The sequence below is a fragment of the Ruminococcus flavefaciens 007c genome (assembly GCF_000571935.1).
GTDB lineage: Bacteria > Bacillota > Clostridia > Oscillospirales > Ruminococcaceae > Ruminococcus > Ruminococcus flavefaciens_F.
In genome coordinates this window covers 224,332-241,998 of the sequence record NZ_ATAX01000008.1, presented here as the reverse complement: position 1 = coordinate 241,998, position 17,667 = coordinate 224,332, and the positions used below count along the sequence as shown (strand labels likewise).

Sequence of the window (17,667 nt, the reverse complement as noted above, 5' to 3'; positions counted from 1 at the left end):
GTCGAAGCCGCCCATATCGCCGCCGCCAAAGCTCTGGCCGCCGCCAAAGCTCTGGCCGCCGCTCTGAGCACCGCCTGCCTCAACAGTTACGTCGGTCTCACCGCCGCCTGTAACAACGTTAACGCTCTTGACATTGGCAGAACCGTTTGAACGATAGCCTTCGATATTGAGTGAAACCTCATAAAGAGTACCGGACATATCAAGACCGGCCTTTGACCATGCGTCAAAGTGACCGCTTACGTCGATAGTGCCCTTCATGTAGTTTGTGGTGTTATTCTTTGAACCGCTGGTCTGACGAACGCTCCAGTACTGAGGGAATGTTGCATTACCATCAAGAGAGGGCTGATTATAACGCATAGACTTGCGGATCTTGTAGCCGTTGCCGTTGAGAGTTACGTTTCCGTAATTGTCACCGCCTCCGGGTGGCTCCCAATCGCCCCAGCCTTCAACGATGTAGTACTCCATAAGGGGATTTCTTGTCCATCCGTAAACGCACATATAAGAATTTCCCTTAGGTGTGTACTCAACGTCATAGGTAAGAGTAATACCATTCAGTTTCTTGTAGTTGATCTTCTGGCTGTCGTAGTTCTTGCCCATACGAGCCAGGAAGTTTTCAATGTTGCTCCATGAGCAGGTGAAGGATCCTGCACTTGGATTCATTGAAGCCTGGCCCTGGCCGTTCTGGTTCCACATTTCGTAGTCGAAACCGCCTATGTTACCTCTGGTCTGCTGGTCAGCAGCAGAAGCTACGAAAGGAACGCAGGTTGCGATCATCAGTGCAGATACGGAACCACTGATGATCTTTTTGATTTTTGATGATTTCACTTCAATCACTCCTTTGTTTTATTTAACAAATTTACGATCAAAGCAATCCCCACGTGCAAAAATGCTATTTTTTTCTGAGTTTATGATATAATAACTGTTCAAAGAAAACAAGCCATTATTTGCTATCATAGTATAATTCTTGCCAGATATTGCTATCTGTATTAAAATGGCACGTTTGTTCGGAGCTTTGTTTTAGGCGCAGGGTGGAGAAAACGCATAAAAGGTGGAAAAAACATGGAATGCAAATTTTTACCATTTTTTGAAAAAGCTTAACAATGTTTGTGCTGTAACACTGACGGAAAATTGCGATTACCATTTCCGGGCTGTGCTGCTTATATTTAAGTAACGGTAAGCGGAGCTGAAAACAACGGTAATTGTGGATTTTGACAGAAAATAATTTAACGTCGGAAATAATTTTATAAGACGGCAGGGGTAATAAAAATAATAAAATAGTAAAATACCTATGTTAAAACAAAAAAATAATATTAATCCCTGTTTTTTTAAGTTGTTTTTTACGTCCTGTAAAATGCTTGTTTTTGGTGAATTATTCAACGTAGATACGTTGTTTTTTGGCGATTTATAGCCCTAAATTGCTGCTCATCTGATAGCAATATTTGGTCAGTACACACAATTTGGGCAAAAAACGACTTGTTTTTTATTTTGTTAAGACATTATAATTATGACATAAACAGCGCGCGCTATACGCTTAGGGGAATTACTTGATTCGTATTTTGATATAATCAAAGGAGTGAGTGCAAATAATGAAGCTTACTAAAATCAAAAAGATCTTCGGTGGAACTCTTTCCGCTCTTATGATCGCAGCAAGCATGCCTGTCGTTGCTTCAGCTGCTGACCAGCAGACCAGAGGTAATATAGGCGGTTACGACTACGAGATGTGGAACCAGAACGGACAGGGCCAGGCTTCAATGAACCCGGGCGCAGGCTCGTTTACATGCTCATGGAGCAACATTGAAAACTTCCTTGCTCGTATGGGCAAGAACTACGACAGCCAGAAGAAAAACTACAAAGCATTTGGAAATATCGTTCTTACTTATGACGTAGAATATACACCAAGAGGCAATTCATATATGTGCGTATATGGATGGACCAGAAACCCTCTCATGGAATATTACATCGTTGAAGGTTGGGGCGACTGGAGACCACCCGGAAACGACGGTGAGGTAAAGGGTACAGTTTCAGCTAACGGAAATACATATGATATCCGTAAGACAATGCGTTACAACCAGCCTTCACTGGATGGTACAGCAACATTCCCTCAGTACTGGAGCGTTCGTCAGACAAGCGGTTCTGCAAACAACCAGACCAACTACATGAAGGGAACAATCGATGTAACCAAGCATTTCGACGCTTGGAGTGCAGCAGGACTTGATATGTCCGGTACACTTTATGAGGTATCACTCAACATCGAGGGTTACCGTTCAAACGGTTCTGCTAACGTTAAGAGCGTAAGCGTTACACAGGGAGGCTCTTCCGATAACGGTGCTCAGCAGCAGAACAACGACTGGAACCAGCAGAACAACAACCAGCAGCAGAATAATGACTGGAACAACTGGGGACAGCAGAACAATGACTGGAATAACTGGGGTCAGCAGAATAACGACTGGAACCAGTGGAACAACCAGGGTCAGCAGAATAATGACTGGAACAACTGGGGACAGCAGAACAATGACTGGAATAACTGGGGACAGCAGAATAACGACTGGAACCAGTGGAATAACCAGGGACAGCAGAACAATGACTGGAATAACTGGGGACAGCAGAATAACGACTGGAACCAGTGGAATAACCAGGGTCAGCAGAATAATGACTGGAATAACTGGGGACAGCAGAATAACGACTGGAACCAGTGGAACAACCAGGGTCAGCAGAACAGCTGGAACGGTTGGGATAATAACAACAACTGGAACCAGTGGGATCAGAACAACCAGTGGAACAACCAGCAGCAGAATAACACCTGGGACTGGAATCAGCAGAACAACGACTGGAATCAGTGGAATAACCAGGGTCAGCAGAATAATGACTGGAATAACTGGGGACAGCAGAATAACGACTGGAACCAGTGGAACAACCAGGGGCAGCAGAACAGCTGGAACGGCTGGGATAACAATAATAACTGGAACCAGTGGGATCAGAACAACCAGTGGAACAACCAGCAGCAGAACAACACCTGGGACTGGAATAATCAGAACAACTGGAACAACAACCAGCAGAACAACGACTGGAATCAGTGGAACAACCAGGGTCAGCAGAATAATGACTGGAACCAGTGGAACAACCAGGGTCAGCAGAACAACACCTGGGACTGGAATCAGAACAACAACCAGCAGAATACTTGGAACGGTTGGGACAATAACAACAACTGGAACCAGTGGGGTCAGACTGACTGGAGCAACCAGGGCCAGCAGCAGAATAATGATTGGAACAACTGGGGCCAGCAGAATAACGACTGGAATAACCAGAACAATAACAGCTGGAGCCAGCCCGCAAACAACGGCGGCAACAACGGCAACAGCAAGCTCGTTGCTATCTCATTCGACGACGGCGCTTCTGCTACAAGCAGAAATGATCCTGCATACAGAATCATGGATGCTCTTATCAAGAACAACATGACAGCTACTTTCTTCTATGTAAGTGACTGGATCAAGACAAACGAACAGGTTCAGTTCGCATATCAGAACGGCATGGAAGTTGCTAACCACACTAAGTCACATCAGTCTCTTGGATCACTTGGTTCACAGCAGATCAGAAGTGAGTGGGAGCAGTGTAACAGCAAGCTCAAGAGCATCATTGGTGCTGAGCCTTCACACATCATGAGACTTCCTTACCTTGATGGCGGCGGACAGGTTAAATCTGCTCTCTATGATGTTCCGCTCATTTCCTGCGGTCTTGATACTCAGGACTGGAACGGCGCTTCAAAGGATCAGATCGTTAACACAATCAAGCAGGCTGCTCAGAACGGCTCACTTGAGGGCAAGATCGTTCTTTGTCACGAGAACTATGCTTCAACAGCAGCAGCTATGGAAGAAGTTCTTCCTTGGCTCGCACAGAACGGCTACAAGAATGTAAGCGTATCTGAGATGTTTGCTGCAAGAGGCAAGACTCTCCAGGGCGGTCAGATCTATACACAGGCTTAATCCTATTGCCAGGTATATAAGTTTGATAAAATGCCGACTGTTTCGGCAGTCGGCATATTCTTTCAGATTTCTCCAATTTTAATATCCCCGGAAAGGCAGTCGTTATCGGCTGTCTTTTTCCTTTGTATACATATTTTTATTCTGAAGGCTCATAGTGAACTGTGTACAAATTCGTTTCCTTCTGATTGTGCAAAGAAACGAATTTTATTTTTCTCTTTTTGAAATTCAATGGTTTTTCGTTGAAAAAAAGCTCTGTTTTTGGCTGTTTACAGAATGGTATGGATAAGCGCCGACAAGGATACGGTACTGTGTGAGATTCGGTTTTGTACAAAAAGACACGTTTATGGTACAATAAATCATTGATTTGCAGTCGGAATAATAGTATAATGATATTATAGGTTACGGGGAAGCTCCGTTTAGGCATCGGAGCTGTTATGACTGGAGGAATATACTATGAAAAAGAGGCTGACTGCTTTTCTGACAGTCGCTGCAATAGCTCTTTCCATGGTACAGGCACTCCCGAAGGATGCGAAAGCTGCTGAGGAGTACCTTATACGTGACAAATGGGGCTACTGCAAGACTGCAAATTATGCTGAGTCCGAGCATTTCGTTATATTCTACGGCAATAATGACACTACGGGAAAGGTAAACGACGCCTTTCTCAGACGCAATCTTGAAGACTATGAGAAGCTTTGGAAATGCTACGGTGAATTTCTCGGCATGGAGAATATGAATACGGATATTTACGGACGCGACGCAAGAAAGTACAAGACAAATGTGTACCTTACCTATACGGGACTTCCGAAGTATCCCGACGGCTGGGCTTTTATGAGCTCCGAGGACGGCTACGGCATTGAGATAATCAGTCCCGAGGCCATGCTGGACGATCTTACCATAGCTCATGAATTCGGTCATGTTGTGACTCTTCACCAGAAGGCATGGGAAGGTCAGGAGATAACGGGCGCATGGTGGGAGCCTCTTGCGAACTGGTTCCGCGAGATGTACCTTGCCAGCGATTATTATACCGGTGACGTAAAGACGGTATGGTTCGAGCCCTATCTCAGGAATATGAGTCTTACTCTGCCTCACGGAAGGAATTACTATGAGGTATGGCCATTCCTGATGTATCTTTCCTTTAATCCCGACAATATAGACGGCCTCGGTGTTAAATGCGTCAAGCGCATTATTTCCGAAGCAAAGCAGGACGAATATCCCTTTGATACCATTACCAGACTCTTCGGCACGGATGCACAGACGATCTTCGGCAATTATTCAAAGCGCATGGCTACCTTCGACTTCGGTGCAAAGGAGGCCTATCAGAAGGAATTTGCCGAAAAGCTCGGTTCACAGCCTTTTTACAGAAACCTTTTCTATACCCTTCCTGATGAACAGGGCGAGGGGAATTACCGTGTCCCTGAGGAGGAAGCTCCAATGCAGGCGGGCATAAACATTATACCGCTGAAGCCATCGGGAGATTCGATAACAGTTGACTTCCGCGGACTCTCCGACGACAGCAATGCAGGCTGGCAGGTCTGTATAGTTACCGTTGACGGAAACGGCAGAGAAAGCTATTCGGGACTTTTCGGCAGCGGAGAAAGCATGACTGCCTCGGCAAAGGGCGCAGCTTCGGCTTATCTTACGGTAACTGCCATGCCAAAAAAGCTTGTCAGAGTCAACGCCTTCCATAAGGAGAGCGATTCCTCATATAAAAACGGCAGCGAGCGCAGACGCTATCCCTATGAATTTACACTTGAGGGTGCGGAACCCGATCTTTCCATCGGCTATAAAAAGGGAAGAGGTCATGCCCATTCCAACGGCGGAGGCTGGGTAGCCGATACAGCCAGAGTTGACAGCAGTGTATATGTTGCTCCCGATGCTATGGTACTGGGGAATGCCCGAGTTACGGGAAATGTCCGTATCGAGGACAGAGCCGTGGTGGCAAATCAGGCAACGGTGTCTGATAACGCCGTGATATACGGAAATGCCATTGTAGACGGCGGAGGCTGGGTCTATGACAACGGCTGGCAGCAGGGAACTGTTACGGTGAGCGGCAATGCAGTCATCGGAGACAATGCAGTAGTGTATAATTCCTGCAGGATCTCGGGCAATGCAAGGGTGCTTCAGAAAGCTTATGTTAGCGACGCAGTGACCGCAGGGGATAACGCCGTGATAAAGGGCATGGCTTATCTTTACGGCAAGGGAAGCTATACGGGAAGCGCCATAGTTGACGGCGACTACTCAAACGAAGAAACAAAGGATAACGGCGTAGGCTTTGGCTGGCTAGACGAAAACGGCTGGCATAGCAAGGCCGATGGATATATAGCCGCATACAGCTTCGATAATGACAGGAGCGTATGGGCACAGGACAGATATGCAGCCACAGATGCCCTTGTGAAAGGGGCGGAGTGGCAGGCGGAGAGGACCTCGGCAAAGGGCGTCATGAGCTTTGACGGCAGTGACGACTGCATCGTGCTCGATGATTCGGTATTAAGATACAATGATATACAGATAAGTTTGGGTGCCCTCTGGAAGGGCGGCACTGAAAGACAGGAAATGTTCAGGTTCGGTGACGATAAGGCATATATGTGCTTTACTCCGTCAAATGAGGCGGGAAAGGCCGAATTCGTAATTTCCGACGGCAAAACCACCGAAAAGCTTACAGCTCCGGAAGCTCTCCCAAAGGGAGAATGGAGCCGTATCACTATTCGCATATCAGGCGGAAAAGGCAGTCTGCTCATAAACGGCAGCACCGCCGACAGCAGTAATCTTACCCTGACTCCTTCGGCAGTAATGGGAGCAGCGGAAAAGGCAGAGTGCCTGCTGGGGAACAGCGGCAGCGCCAATGGCTTCAAGGGAGCTGTTGACTATGCCGAATTCAGCTATAAAGAGGTATCAGAGCCCGCGATCAGTTACAGTGGCAGAGAAGAAGCTGATGATACTGATCCTGTATCGGGCAGGATAAAAGGGGATGTTAATGCGGATAAGGCCTTCAATGTTGCAGATCTTGTAATGCTCCAGGGGTATATCCTTGGAAAGAACGGTCTTACCGACAGCCGCGCAGGCGATCTTGCCGAGGACGGAGAAATAGACGTTTTCGACATGGTGGAAATGCGCAGGCTCATACTCATTGACGGTAGCGTCCGATAGGCACGGGCGTTACTTCATATCCTTGTAAAGCGGAAAGGGCTGTGTCTTAGGCGGACGCGGCTCTTTTCGTTTGTAAAAAAGCCGCAGCTTCAGTTTATATACTGAAAACTGCGGCATAATACCATTATTATACGGAAATGTACTCAGGATCGGTGTTAAGAGGGCGGAGATAACTGTCTATCCTCTCGCGGGAAACATTGTCGCCTATGACTATGAGTACGGGCTGTCCCTCTGCAACGGGAGCCGTTTCGGTTTTTTCACGTGTGGCGTTTATTTTCAGCCAGCCCTTCTCCAGCGGCAGCGAACCCTTTATGCGGAATATCCTTCCGCAGCTCTCATCTCCGAAAATGCTGTCTATAAGTCCTTCTATACTTTCTGGCGGTATATCAACGTGCATGAAATAGTGTACCGAGCTCTCTATATCCTCGGGGCTGAATTTCTTGACATAGCTTGAACCGCGGTAGCCTGCGTTCATGAACAGGCGGAAATCATCATCGGTAAAGCTGTCCCAGTTCTTTGCGATAATATCCTTCATTGTAAATCTGCGGTCGCAGCGTATATCCTCAAGAGAACGGTTTATATGTGCGAGTATGCGTTCTGCGGCAGCTTCGGCAGTCTCCTCCTTTATGTGCCCGAGCTTGCTGAGCACCAGCTTTCCGCAGCAGGCAGCCTCGGAACCCAGAAGATATTCCATCTGCGGAGAGAGCTTCTCCTCCATTTCGGCGTCGGCTACGGTGATTATGCTTCCTGTCTCAAACCATCTGTCAATGGGTGATTCGTGAAGTATATCAAAGAACTCGTCCATATCAAATATGCCCGAGGGTTCTACTATAACGCGGGTGAAATGCTGCATCCCCAGGGATATGAGCTGAGTCTTGAAGCGCCTTCTGTGGCAGTCGGCGTCGCAGCCTCCGGCTATCATTTCCAGACGGCAGCGGTCACCCTTCAGCTCCTGCAATATCATCATATCTATATTGACTGCTCCGAAATCGTTTTCGAGAATAGCGATATTCTCACCCTTGTCTATGAGATGACGGGCGTATCTCATCAGGAATGTCGTCTTTCCCGAGCCCAGTATGCCCGTGATAAGGTCAATTTTAGTCATATTCAGTGCCTCCTATAATATAAGTATAGCACAGCGGAGACTGCAAGTCAATTTCTGACAGCGGGAAGTATACTTGACAAATATCATAAACTCTGATATAATATATCTGACATAAGTCAGAAAAGGAGGTGGCTGTCACTGAGGTGCGCTATGGACAGAACGGAAAGAGCAGTTGAGATAAAGCACAGCGGCAGCAACTGCTGTCAGGCTGTTCTCCTTGCCTTTGCGGAGGAGCTTGGACAGGACGAGAATACTCTCAGGGCAATGGGTGCGGCCTTTGGCTGCGGTATGGGAGCTTTTGACGCAACCTGCGGTGCTCTCTGTGCTTCTGAAATGATACTCGGACTGAAAAAATACAGCGGCATACCTGTGCTTGCGGAAGCAAAGGCACTCCACGCCGGATTCCGCAGTATGTGCGGAAGTACCCACTGCGGCGAGCTGAAGGGCATAAAGACGGGTAAAATGCTCTGCAGCTGCGACGACTGCGTTCGCAATGCTGTTAAACTTGCCGAGAAAATGATATGACTCTGAGCCGTCAGTATATCCATATACCGACGGCTGAAATTTTTTCAAAAAATATTTGTTTCTTTGCACAATTCGACATATCTCAGGTGTGTTATCAGTGAAAGGAGGTCATAGCAATGAATAATGACAGTACTGCATTATACGCTTTCAGAAAATACGGAAATACCGTCCTTCGTGCAGCTTTTGCTTTCAGCGGCAGCTATTCCGAGGCTGAAGACATAGTTCAGGAGGTATTCCTTTCACTTCATATAAATCCCCGTTCGTTCAACGATGACGAGCATCTAAAAGCCTGGCTGCTGAGAGTAACGGTAAACAAATGCAAGAATCTCCGCAGAAGTTTCCGATTCAGCAGGACCTGCTCACTGGATGAGCTGGAAAACTCTGAGGCCATTTGCGAAATAAGCACCAAGGGCAGGGAGCTGCGTGAACAGATAGCCGCTCTTCCGAAAAAATATGCCCAGGTGATATACCTCCATTACTATGAGGGATACAGCATAAAGGAGATGGCTGAGATAACAGGCAAGAATGAAAATACAGTCGGTTCGCTGCTGCGGCGCGGACGGGAAAAACTCAGAGCAGAGCTTGAAAGGGAGGATGAGATATGCAGAGAAGAGATTATCAAGACGCTCTGAATGAGCTGCGGCTCAGAAGCAGCTTCTGCGAGGAAATGGAAAAAAAGCTCAAAGCATCTTCCGTCAGCGATGAATATACTGATGAGGTAACTCATGTAGAGGTAGTGCCTCAGAGGAGCTTCAAAAAGACGGCTGTTGCTGTGGCTGCGGCTCTTGTTATATGCGGAGTCGGCGGCGGAGCTGTATACCGCTTCGGCGGAGACATCAAAAAGGAGTTCTCAAATGAGGAAGATGAGACCATAGGAGAAGGCTACAATTACGATTACTATGCCTTTAATTTTCCCTTCGGACGGGTAGAACTCCACGGAACTATGTTTAACTATATTCCCTCGGGCCTACACAGCTATAACTCTACTACAGTAAGCAACGAGGAGGAGGGCAGAAAGCTCTTTGAACTGTTCTCAAATACAAATTTTGAAAAGCTAATTGTCGTGGATGACGATACACTGACTAATCTGTATCAGTGTGAGGGCATAACTTTTGAATATGACGGAGGCAGGGTTACCTTCTATGATAACGGAATAGTGTCCGCAATGGAGATGAGAGAAGTATTCTTTGAAAGTACAGAAGGCAGCGAAGGCGGCGAAGTTCCCGATGATAACGATATTACCGTTTATTATTCGGGAAACGGTTCTGTAGTGAGATATGGTTCTGATGAAAAGATCGAGAATTATGAATCCGGCTGTGAATATTACAGGATCTCCGTTACAGCGTACAGAAAAATGAGAGACATTATATTCGGTATCAATTCTATAGGAAGTGTTGATGTTTTCGGTATCGTTACTGAATTCAGCGGAGCCGAATTCAGTACTCCGGAAAACAGCGGCACGATCACGAATGGTCAGGCTACATATATAGCTGATATGCTGAGAATGTATAAGCCGGTAAAGACTGAGATGAAAGCTCCCTCAGCTGATCGTGAACATATCGATATAAGCATGGATTGCATCGATGATAAATATAAGCTCGAAATATATCCCAACGGTTTTACAAGAGTAACAAGCTATGATGACAGCGGAAATGAGATAGTCAATCATTTCAAAATCGAATCGGATGTATATAGTTATCTCAAGGATGTGCTCAGAGACGGAAAAAAATGCGATGTTCCTTTTGATACACTCGATGGTAACTGTATCGTCACCACTTTGGAGATGCATGAGTTGAAGAATAATGCATATTTATTCTCGGACAGCGAAAAGGAAAAGCTTGAAAAAATGCTTATAGATATGGACTGGCGTGAATGTATGTACGGTGGATTATATTCGATCGATATAATGACTTCTCCTATATATATTATAACGGATAATGTTGATATTACGCTCTACAGCGATGGAAAAGTTGTCTGTGATATAATTGATCAGAACGGAAATGATAATTTGAGTACATACAAAGTCGGAACTGATGATTTTGTTAAGCTGAAAGAATTCGTGTCGGAACAAAATGATAATCAGGCTTCTTCTGATGTTATAGCGGATATTATGGTGAAGAGATGGCTGAGTGCCGATAAAATACAAGTTGCTTACAATAAATACAGAGATGGCACAATTAAGACAAATTATCATCTTTCTGATAAAGTAAAGGAGCTGACAGATGCACTTATCTCCTGTGACTGGGAAGTCGGAGATAGTTTCTGGGTAATGGAGGGCGGATATTATGAAGTATGTTCCAATTCTACCCCTGAAAGTATGTATATTACAAGAGACGGTTCTATTTCTGTAGTCAATCTTGGTATGCTGTCATTCAAGTGCAGCACTCCCGAAAAGTATCTCCCGCTGCTGGATGAAATATTCAAGGATGACGAGGATTATCAGAAGTTTATCGGCAAGAAAAAATAATCGTTGTTCTGTCGTCTGCCATCAGCGCCCATGAGGCGGTAAACAGCCTGATGGCAGAGGCATGACATAAATAAATATCTCCGCAGGACTACGGTCGGTCCTGCGGAGATATTTTTTATACGTTCTTATCTTATCTTTGAGCCTACGGGGATACTGTCATCAACAAATATCACCTTTACTCCGTCGGGAGTATCTGCTGCGCATATCATTCCGTTGCTGTCAACGCCTCTGAGCTTTACGGGCTTGAGGTTGGCTATGAGCTGGAGCTTCTTTCCTATGAGATCCTCGGGCTCGTAATACTGAGCGATACCCGATACTACCTGACGTCCGCCCATGCCGTCATCAAGCTGCAGGCACAGGAGCTTGTCGGACTTCTTTACCTTTTCACAGGCGATGACCTTTGCTACTCTGATCTCCACCTTGGCGAAATCGTCAATGATTATCTCGGGAGCAAGTGTTATCGGCTCGGCAGTTGCCTCGCCCTTTTCTTCTGAGGAGAGCTTTGCCTTTGCTTCTGCCATATTCTTTGTGAGGATGGCGTTGAGCTCATCTATCTCCTTATCAACGTCTATTCTCGGGAAGAGTATCTCGCCCTTGTGTACTGTCACGTTTTCGGGAAGCACTCCGAACTTGTCCAGCTTGTCATACTCAACGTCAGCTGCGGAAGCGCCTATCTGCTCCCATACCTTAGGGAGAATAGTAGGCATGAAGGGTGCAAGGAGAGCTGAGGTGATACGTATAGCTTCAAGGAGGTTATAGAGCACGGAAGCAAGTCTGGGCTTCATAGCTTCGTCCTTGCCCAGCTTCCATGGCTCTGTTTCGTCGATATACTTATTTGCGCGTGAAACGCCTTCAAATATGGTCTCGAGAGCCTGCTTTATCTTTGTCTCGTCCACAAAGCCGTCAACTGCGGGGCGGAGTCCGAGTATAACAGACTTAAATTCCTCGTCTATGTCTGCGCTCTCACGCTCTGAGGGGAGAGTGCCGCCGAAGTACTTGTCAGCCATTGCAACGGTACGTGAAACGAGGTTTCCGAAGCCGTTGGCCAGGTCGGAGTTTATACGGTTGATCATTATCTCGTTGGAGAAGAGGCTGTCTGCGCCCAGAGCCATCTCGCGGAGGATATGGTATCTTATGGAGTCGCAGCCGTAGCGCTCGCCAAGTATGAAGGGATCAACTACATTTCCCAGAGACTTGGACATCTTTACGTTCTCGCCGCCCTTGCTCTGCATAGTTATATAACCGTGTACCGCAAGATGCTTGGGCAGGGGAAGATCCAGAGCCATGAGCATTGCCGGCCATATGATAGCGTGGAAACGCATGATGTCCTTTGCTACCATGTGAACGTCTGCGGGCCAGTACTTCTCAAAGTCGCTGTGTGCGGAGTTCTCGTAGCCCAGTGCGGTGATATAGTTGGAAAGAGCATCTATCCATACATATACGACGTGCTTTTCGTCGAAGGTAACGGGAACGCCCCAGGTGAAAGATGTTCTGGATACACAGAGGTCTTCAAGGCCGGGCTTGATGAAGTTGTTTACCAGCTCTACTGCTCTTGTCTTGGGACGGAGATAGTCTGTCTCGAGAAGAAGCTTTTCGATACGCTCTGCAAAGGGAGACATCTTGAAGAAGTAAGCCTCCTCCTTTGCGAACTTGACAGGTCTGTGACATTCGGGACAGCAGCCGTTCTCGTCAAGCTGTGAATCGGTCCAGAAGCTCTCGCAGGGAGTGCAGTACTTTCCCGAATATTCGCCCTTGTAGATGTAGCCCTTGTCGTAGAGTGCCTTGAATATCTTCTGAACGGCTTCAACGTGGTAGTCGTCTGTGGTACGGATATATCTGTCGTAGGAGATATTCATGTATTTCCATAAATTCTTGAATTTATCAACGATAACGTCAACGTACTCCTTGGGAGTAACGCCCTGCTCGGCAGCCTTTTGCTCTATTTTAAGACCGTGCTCGTCGGTACCTGTGAGGAACATTACGTCATAGCCCTGCATTCGCTTGTAACGGGCAATGGAATCGCAGGCAACTGTGGTATAGCAGTGACCTATGTGGGGATCGCCCGAAGGATAGTAAATCGGCGTTGTGATGTAAAAGGGTTTCTTTGACATAAAAATCGCTCCAATCTGAGTGTAAAAATTCCTGTTTCCGAATGAAAGAAATAGGTAACTATTATTATAACACTTTTTTTCGGATTTGTCGAGTGGCAAAGCCGATTTTTTATATAAAATATGTTAAAACAAAAAAATATATGATCCGCTGCAACGTTTTTTCATTGGCTGCGTATGTGTCAGTGAAGGCGGAAAGCCTTGAAATGATAAACTGTTTGGTAAAAATCTGAAAACAGGAGGATGTTGAATCAAAGAAAATGGAGGAAATATAATGAAGAAAATGAGGGTATTTACCGCGATACTTGCAGCAGCAGTTTCGGCAGGCACCTGCGCGGGAGCTGTTCATGTCAGCGGCACTGCGGCAGATACGGGATCTACGGAATCTTTTTTTGCCGATCCCGAGCAGCTCACAGAGGGTGACTTTACCTATGTGCGACACGACAGGTTCTGGTATGTTCTGAAGTACAACGGCACTGAAAAGAATGTGGTAATCCCCGAAAGAGTCAACGGTGAAAGTGTCCGCGGAGCAGAAAGTTGCGCCTTTGAAGGCAATGAGTTCATCGAATCCGTTACCTTTCCGAAGGAGTTCGACTGTGTCAGCGGATTCAGAGACTGTGTAAATCTCAGGGAGCTGAACTTTCCGAAATATGACGTTCCTGATCGTATGATAATCCGCAATGATGCTTTTCAGGGCTGTACCTCTCTTGAGAGAGTAGATCTGCCCTACGGCACCTACAATGTGGAAGACTATGCTTTCATGGACTGTACTGCTCTGAAGGAAGTAAACTTCCCCGAGCACAGCGTCAAATTCAGCAAGCTTTCCTTCAAGGGTACGGAATGGCTGAAGTCCCTTGAGAGTAACGGAGGCCCCTTTGTATCTTACAAGGATACGCTGCTGTATTCCAACTACTTTTCACAGTGGATAATGGTGCTTCCAAATGATGTCAGCTCTGTGGGCAATGCCGCTTTCAGGGCACAGAGCCGTATACACGATGTGCTTGTTCCAGGGAACATAAAGCGCATAGGTCTTGAAGCCTTCAACAGCTGCTCCGATCTGGAAAGGGTGGTCATAGTAAATCCGAAATGCGAGATTTACGGAGGCTCTATAACCAACGGTAGTCCTGAGGTAGACGAAAACAATGACAGGGTGATTTACAGCTTTGTCTATACAGGTACAATATGCGGCTACAAGGGCTCCACAGCCGAGAAGCTGGCAGAGAACACGGGCTGCAATTTCGAGGTGCTCAATCCCCTGGGAGACTCCAACGGCGACGGCAGGATAGATTCCGTCGATGCCTCACAGATCATGGATCTGTACTCCAGGATCTCTACAATGAGCGCAATTGCAGACGCTAAGGATATTGCGGAGCAGGACGTAAACGGCGACGGCAGGATAGATTCCGTCGACGCTTCCACAGTACTTTCCTATTATACTTATCTCGCTGCAAACGGAGAAATGTCCCTTAAGGAATTCATTGCGGCAGAGAAATAATGCACGGCAGAAAAATAACAGAAAAGCCTGAAAGCGGTATTTACAGCTTTCAGGCTTTGTTATTCATATCGGGCTTACATTACTGTATAGCCTGTGCAGCTGCCGCAGCAGCCTTTTTTTCCTTCTTCTTCAGTCTCTTCTTGGTCTTTCTGAAAATAAATCCGAAAATGAGCTCGACGCCTCCGATCATAAGGAGGAGGAGAGAAAGGGGAAGAAGCAGGTGCTCTGTAAGATAGAAGCATACATTATTTGTGAATGTGAATGCCACCGCAGAGCCTACGATGAGTACCAGTCCCGCAAGGAATACTATAAATCCCACAACGGTGAAGGTGGTACCGAAAAATCCCGTAACGTATCTTGCACGTTTTTTCAGGACAGCTGCTGTCCATACAAGGAAGAGCAGGAAAAATGCAGCAAGTACTCCTATGGTTATGTATGAGAAAGCGTAGCTGAGCTTGTCCATATCAAAGCCTGCTTTTCTGCTCCACTCCTTAACGCTCATGGTGTCCGAGAAATTGTCCTTGTCCAGGTTCTTCTGCATGAGGTCGTAGTCGTTATCCGTGAACTCATAATCAAAGTTCTTTGCAGCTGCTTCCTTATTGCCCTTGATGAAGTCGTTTACGAAGTCCTCGGAGCTTACGGAGGGATCCTTGCCCTCGCCGTCTATGATATAATCCAGGTACTTCTCGGCTGCTCCGCCTGCATATTCGCGGAAATCCGTGTCAAGGAGGTAGTTCTTGAAGCTTGCCTCATCGGCTGTGCCTCTGGTGGCTGTTCTGAAGCCCATGGAGTCATAGAGAGTCTTTGACATCTCCTTGCCGTCGAACTCGGCAGTAAGGGTTGCGTCTGCATTGAGCTTTTCAAACCTTTTTCTGATAATGCTGCCGTTTGCTCCGATCTTGACTGCGAGTATCAGACTGAACAGAAGCAGGAACAGCATGGTAAATATTGTTACCAGTGAAGCTCCGAAGATGCGTCCGCCGCCTACCTTTGCACGTGCCTTGGGCTTGCTTTCGTTCTGAACGGGCATAGGTGCAGGGGCTGCGGGCTCCTGCTGAGGAGGCACCATAGTCTGCTGAGTCTGTACAGGCGGTTTCTGATAGGGAACAGCTCCCGTATCGGGCTGAGGAGCCTCGTTTGAAGGGAACTGGTTTGCGTGTGCATTATATGAGCTGAACGGCTCGTTCTGAACGGGTATCTTCATGGTGCTGCTGTTGTCGTTGAAGCTGTCCGGAGCGCCGTTCACGGGGACCTCTGGCACCTGTTCCTCATTAAGCGGCTCATAAGGCTTGTCAAAGCTTGTTTCCGCAGGGGGGATAGGGGAAGGTTCGGGTATGACAACAGGTTCAGGGATAGTGATAGTATCCTCAGCGCCGCTGCTGAGTATCTCTGCAGGCTCGTCGCCGAGCATATCAGCCTGTTCCTGAGTAAGGCTCAGTGCCTCTTCGTTATCGGCAATGACCTCTTCAAGGTGAGGCAGTATGGAAGTGGGCTCGTCGTCAACAAATATGTCAGCCGTCTCAGTATGCTCCAGCGGAGCTCCGCATTCGGTGCAGAACAGAGCGTCATCTGTCATTTCGCTTCCGCATTTATTGCATTTCATAGTATCCCTCCTGTATTTGATTATTCTGGGAGTAATTTCTGTACTGATCAATGTCTGCTCCCTGAACGCAGTTCAGGGCAATAACCGCTGTTAAGCGGTTGTTGAGTACACACTAATTATAAGTCATACAGTAAAATATGTCAAGTAAATAATTTATTACATTAGATTACATAACGGTGATATATGCTGATATAACGCGAAGGCGTGGAGATCAGCGCAGACGGTGCTCTGCAAGAATTTGTTATTTCAGGTACTGACGGAGCTTCCCGAGGCTTCTTTTGGCATCTTTGTATCCCATATGGTAGAGATGTCCCAGCTTTTCCATATCGCCCTCAAGACGGCTGATGTCTATGGCTTCGGAAGGGGTTATAAGGAATATCCTTCCCTCCGCAGCAAGCTTCTCCAGCTCGTCGCACTGTCTGTTATAATCGGCGTTGCTGTTTATAAGAGAAGCGGCAAATCCGGGATAATTGCGGTAGACTATATTCTCCGCACGGAGCTGTCTGCTGCTGACCTTCTTGCGGAAGCCTTCATAGCGTGTCTTGACTACGATTATCTTTTCAAAGCCCTTGTCAATGGCGAACTGATAGGGGATCTTGCAGCTGCATCCGCCGTCAAGGCAGGGTACTCCGTTTATCATGACGGGCTTTGATACAAAGGGCATGGAAGCCGAGGCGCGGACTGCACGGAGAGGCGGTATACCCGAATTCTTTTCAATATACATGGTTTTTCCCGTAGTGAGATCTGTAACGACTATGTAGAACTGCCTTGAGCTGTCCATGAACCTGTTTTTGTCAAGAGGCGGCACGTTTTTCATGTCGCCGAATACAAAATCAAAGCCTATTATGCCCTTGTTCTTCCGCAGAGCCTTTGCGCCCACATATCGGCTGTCGTGGCGGTAGCGGAGGTTTATCTTTGCCGAGCGGCCTATCTGTCCCGAAACGTAGTTCACTCCGTTGAGAGCGCCTGCGGAAACTCCCACAGTGCAGCGCATATTTATACCTGCTTCCATGAGAGCGTCAAGAACTCCCGAGGTGTATACTCCTCGGAAGGCACCTCCCTCCAGTACCATGCAGCCTTCTGTGACAATGTCCGAAGCCCTTCCCGAGGGGAGACTTCTTATTCCCGAATATACCTGTATTTTTTTCATTATTAGCTCCTGTTGTACAATGATGTATTAATTTCAATAATGACCATAGGTCATTATATATATTATATAGTATACCGCATGAAAAAT

The 17,667-nt window shown here is 46.9% G+C and carries 11 protein-coding genes; 6 read left to right on the top strand and 5 right to left on the bottom strand.

What is annotated here, in order from left to right; genetic code table 11:
* The coding region (locus RF007C_RS02780) for a glycoside hydrolase family 11 protein (protein WP_161634864.1) at positions 1-825 on the bottom strand (825 nt) is incomplete at its 3' end.
* Between the two features lie 761 nt (positions 826-1,586).
* Here RF007C_RS02780 and RF007C_RS16250 point away from each other — a divergent pair.
* Positions 1,587-3,980: a glycoside hydrolase family 11 protein gene (locus RF007C_RS16250; RefSeq protein WP_051456488.1), complete on the top strand. Its 2,394-nt coding sequence runs from the start codon at positions 1,587-1,589 to the stop codon at positions 3,978-3,980.
* 453 nt (positions 3,981-4,433) lie between these two features.
* Positions 4,434-7,127, top strand: a complete 2,694-nt coding sequence (locus RF007C_RS02770) for a DUF6055 domain-containing protein (protein WP_037297033.1) — start codon at positions 4,434-4,436, stop codon at positions 7,125-7,127.
* Between the two features lie 127 nt (positions 7,128-7,254).
* On the opposite strand, the gene RF007C_RS02765 is transcribed toward RF007C_RS02770, so the two are convergent.
* Positions 7,255-8,232: a GTP-binding protein gene (locus RF007C_RS02765; RefSeq protein ID WP_037297031.1), complete on the bottom strand. Its 978-nt coding sequence runs from the start codon at positions 8,230-8,232 to the stop codon at positions 7,255-7,257.
* Positions 8,233-8,382: 150 nt separating this feature from the next.
* Here RF007C_RS02765 and RF007C_RS02760 point away from each other — a divergent pair, with 150 nt between their 5' ends.
* The 3 genes from RF007C_RS02760 to RF007C_RS02750 all read left to right on the top strand — a co-directional run bounded on the left by RF007C_RS02760 (position 8,383) and on the right by RF007C_RS02750 (position 11,224).
* The gene (locus tag RF007C_RS02760; RefSeq protein ID WP_051456487.1) at positions 8,383-8,757 is read left to right on the top strand and encodes a C-GCAxxG-C-C family protein; all 375 of its coding nucleotides are present in this window, start codon (positions 8,383-8,385) and stop codon (positions 8,755-8,757) included.
* Between the two features lie 116 nt (positions 8,758-8,873).
* A complete protein-coding gene (locus tag RF007C_RS02755) occupies positions 8,874-9,389 on the top strand; it encodes an RNA polymerase sigma factor (protein ID WP_051456486.1) in 516 nt (171 codons plus the stop codon).
* Positions 9,359-11,224 carry a hypothetical protein gene (locus tag RF007C_RS02750; protein ID WP_037297026.1) on the top strand — a complete coding sequence of 622 codons (1,866 nt, stop codon included), beginning with the start codon at positions 9,359-9,361 and terminating at the stop codon, positions 11,222-11,224. Before RF007C_RS02755 ends, RF007C_RS02750 begins: the two co-directional genes overlap by 31 nt.
* A gap of 125 nt (positions 11,225-11,349) precedes the next feature.
* On the opposite strand, the gene metG is transcribed toward RF007C_RS02750, so the two are convergent.
* Entirely contained in the window at positions 11,350-13,335 is a 1,986-nt protein-coding gene (gene metG / locus RF007C_RS02745; RefSeq protein WP_037297023.1) for a methionine--tRNA ligase, read from the bottom strand.
* A gap of 271 nt (positions 13,336-13,606) precedes the next feature.
* Here metG and RF007C_RS02740 point away from each other — a divergent pair, with 271 nt between their 5' ends.
* Positions 13,607-14,827 (top strand): leucine-rich repeat protein, encoded by a 1,221-nt coding sequence (locus RF007C_RS02740; RefSeq protein WP_037297022.1) that lies wholly within the window; start codon positions 13,607-13,609, stop codon positions 14,825-14,827.
* A 79-nt stretch (positions 14,828-14,906) separates the two neighbouring features.
* Here RF007C_RS02740 and RF007C_RS02735 read toward each other — a convergent pair whose 3' ends face one another.
* Positions 14,907-16,430, bottom strand: coding sequence for a zinc ribbon domain-containing protein (locus RF007C_RS02735; RefSeq protein WP_037297020.1), 1,524 nt, complete (start codon positions 16,428-16,430; stop codon positions 14,907-14,909).
* A gap of 241 nt (positions 16,431-16,671) precedes the next feature.
* Positions 16,672-17,580: a patatin-like phospholipase family protein gene (locus tag RF007C_RS02730; protein WP_037297018.1), complete on the bottom strand. Its 909-nt coding sequence runs from the start codon at positions 17,578-17,580 to the stop codon at positions 16,672-16,674.
* Between the last annotated feature and the right edge of the window lie 87 nt (positions 17,581-17,667).

Bases quoted from the DNA above. Each gene is read 5' to 3' on its own strand.
- RF007C_RS02760 (WP_051456487.1), top strand. From the start codon at position 8,383: ATGGACAGAACGGAAAGAGCAGTTGAGATAAAGCACAGCGGCAGCAAC.
- RF007C_RS02770 (WP_037297033.1), top strand. From the start codon at position 4,434: ATGAAAAAGAGGCTGACTGCTTTTCTGACAGTCGCTGCAATAGCTCTT.
- RF007C_RS02750 (WP_037297026.1), top strand. From the start codon at position 9,359: ATGCAGAGAAGAGATTATCAAGACGCTCTGAATGAGCTGCGGCTCAGA.
- RF007C_RS02755 (WP_051456486.1), top strand. From the start codon at position 8,874: ATGAATAATGACAGTACTGCATTATACGCTTTCAGAAAATACGGAAAT.
- RF007C_RS16250 (WP_051456488.1), top strand. From the start codon at position 1,587: ATGAAGCTTACTAAAATCAAAAAGATCTTCGGTGGAACTCTTTCCGCT.
- metG (WP_037297023.1), bottom strand. From the start codon at position 13,335: ATGTCAAAGAAACCCTTTTACATCACAACGCCGATTTACTATCCTTCG.
- RF007C_RS02735 (WP_037297020.1), bottom strand. From the start codon at position 16,430: ATGAAATGCAATAAATGCGGAAGCGAAATGACAGATGACGCTCTGTTC.
- RF007C_RS02765 (WP_037297031.1), bottom strand. From the start codon at position 8,232: ATGACTAAAATTGACCTTATCACGGGCATACTGGGCTCGGGAAAGACG.
- RF007C_RS02730 (WP_037297018.1), bottom strand. From the start codon at position 17,580: ATGAAAAAAATACAGGTATATTCGGGAATAAGAAGTCTCCCCTCGGGA.
- RF007C_RS02740 (WP_037297022.1), top strand. From the start codon at position 13,607: ATGAAGAAAATGAGGGTATTTACCGCGATACTTGCAGCAGCAGTTTCG.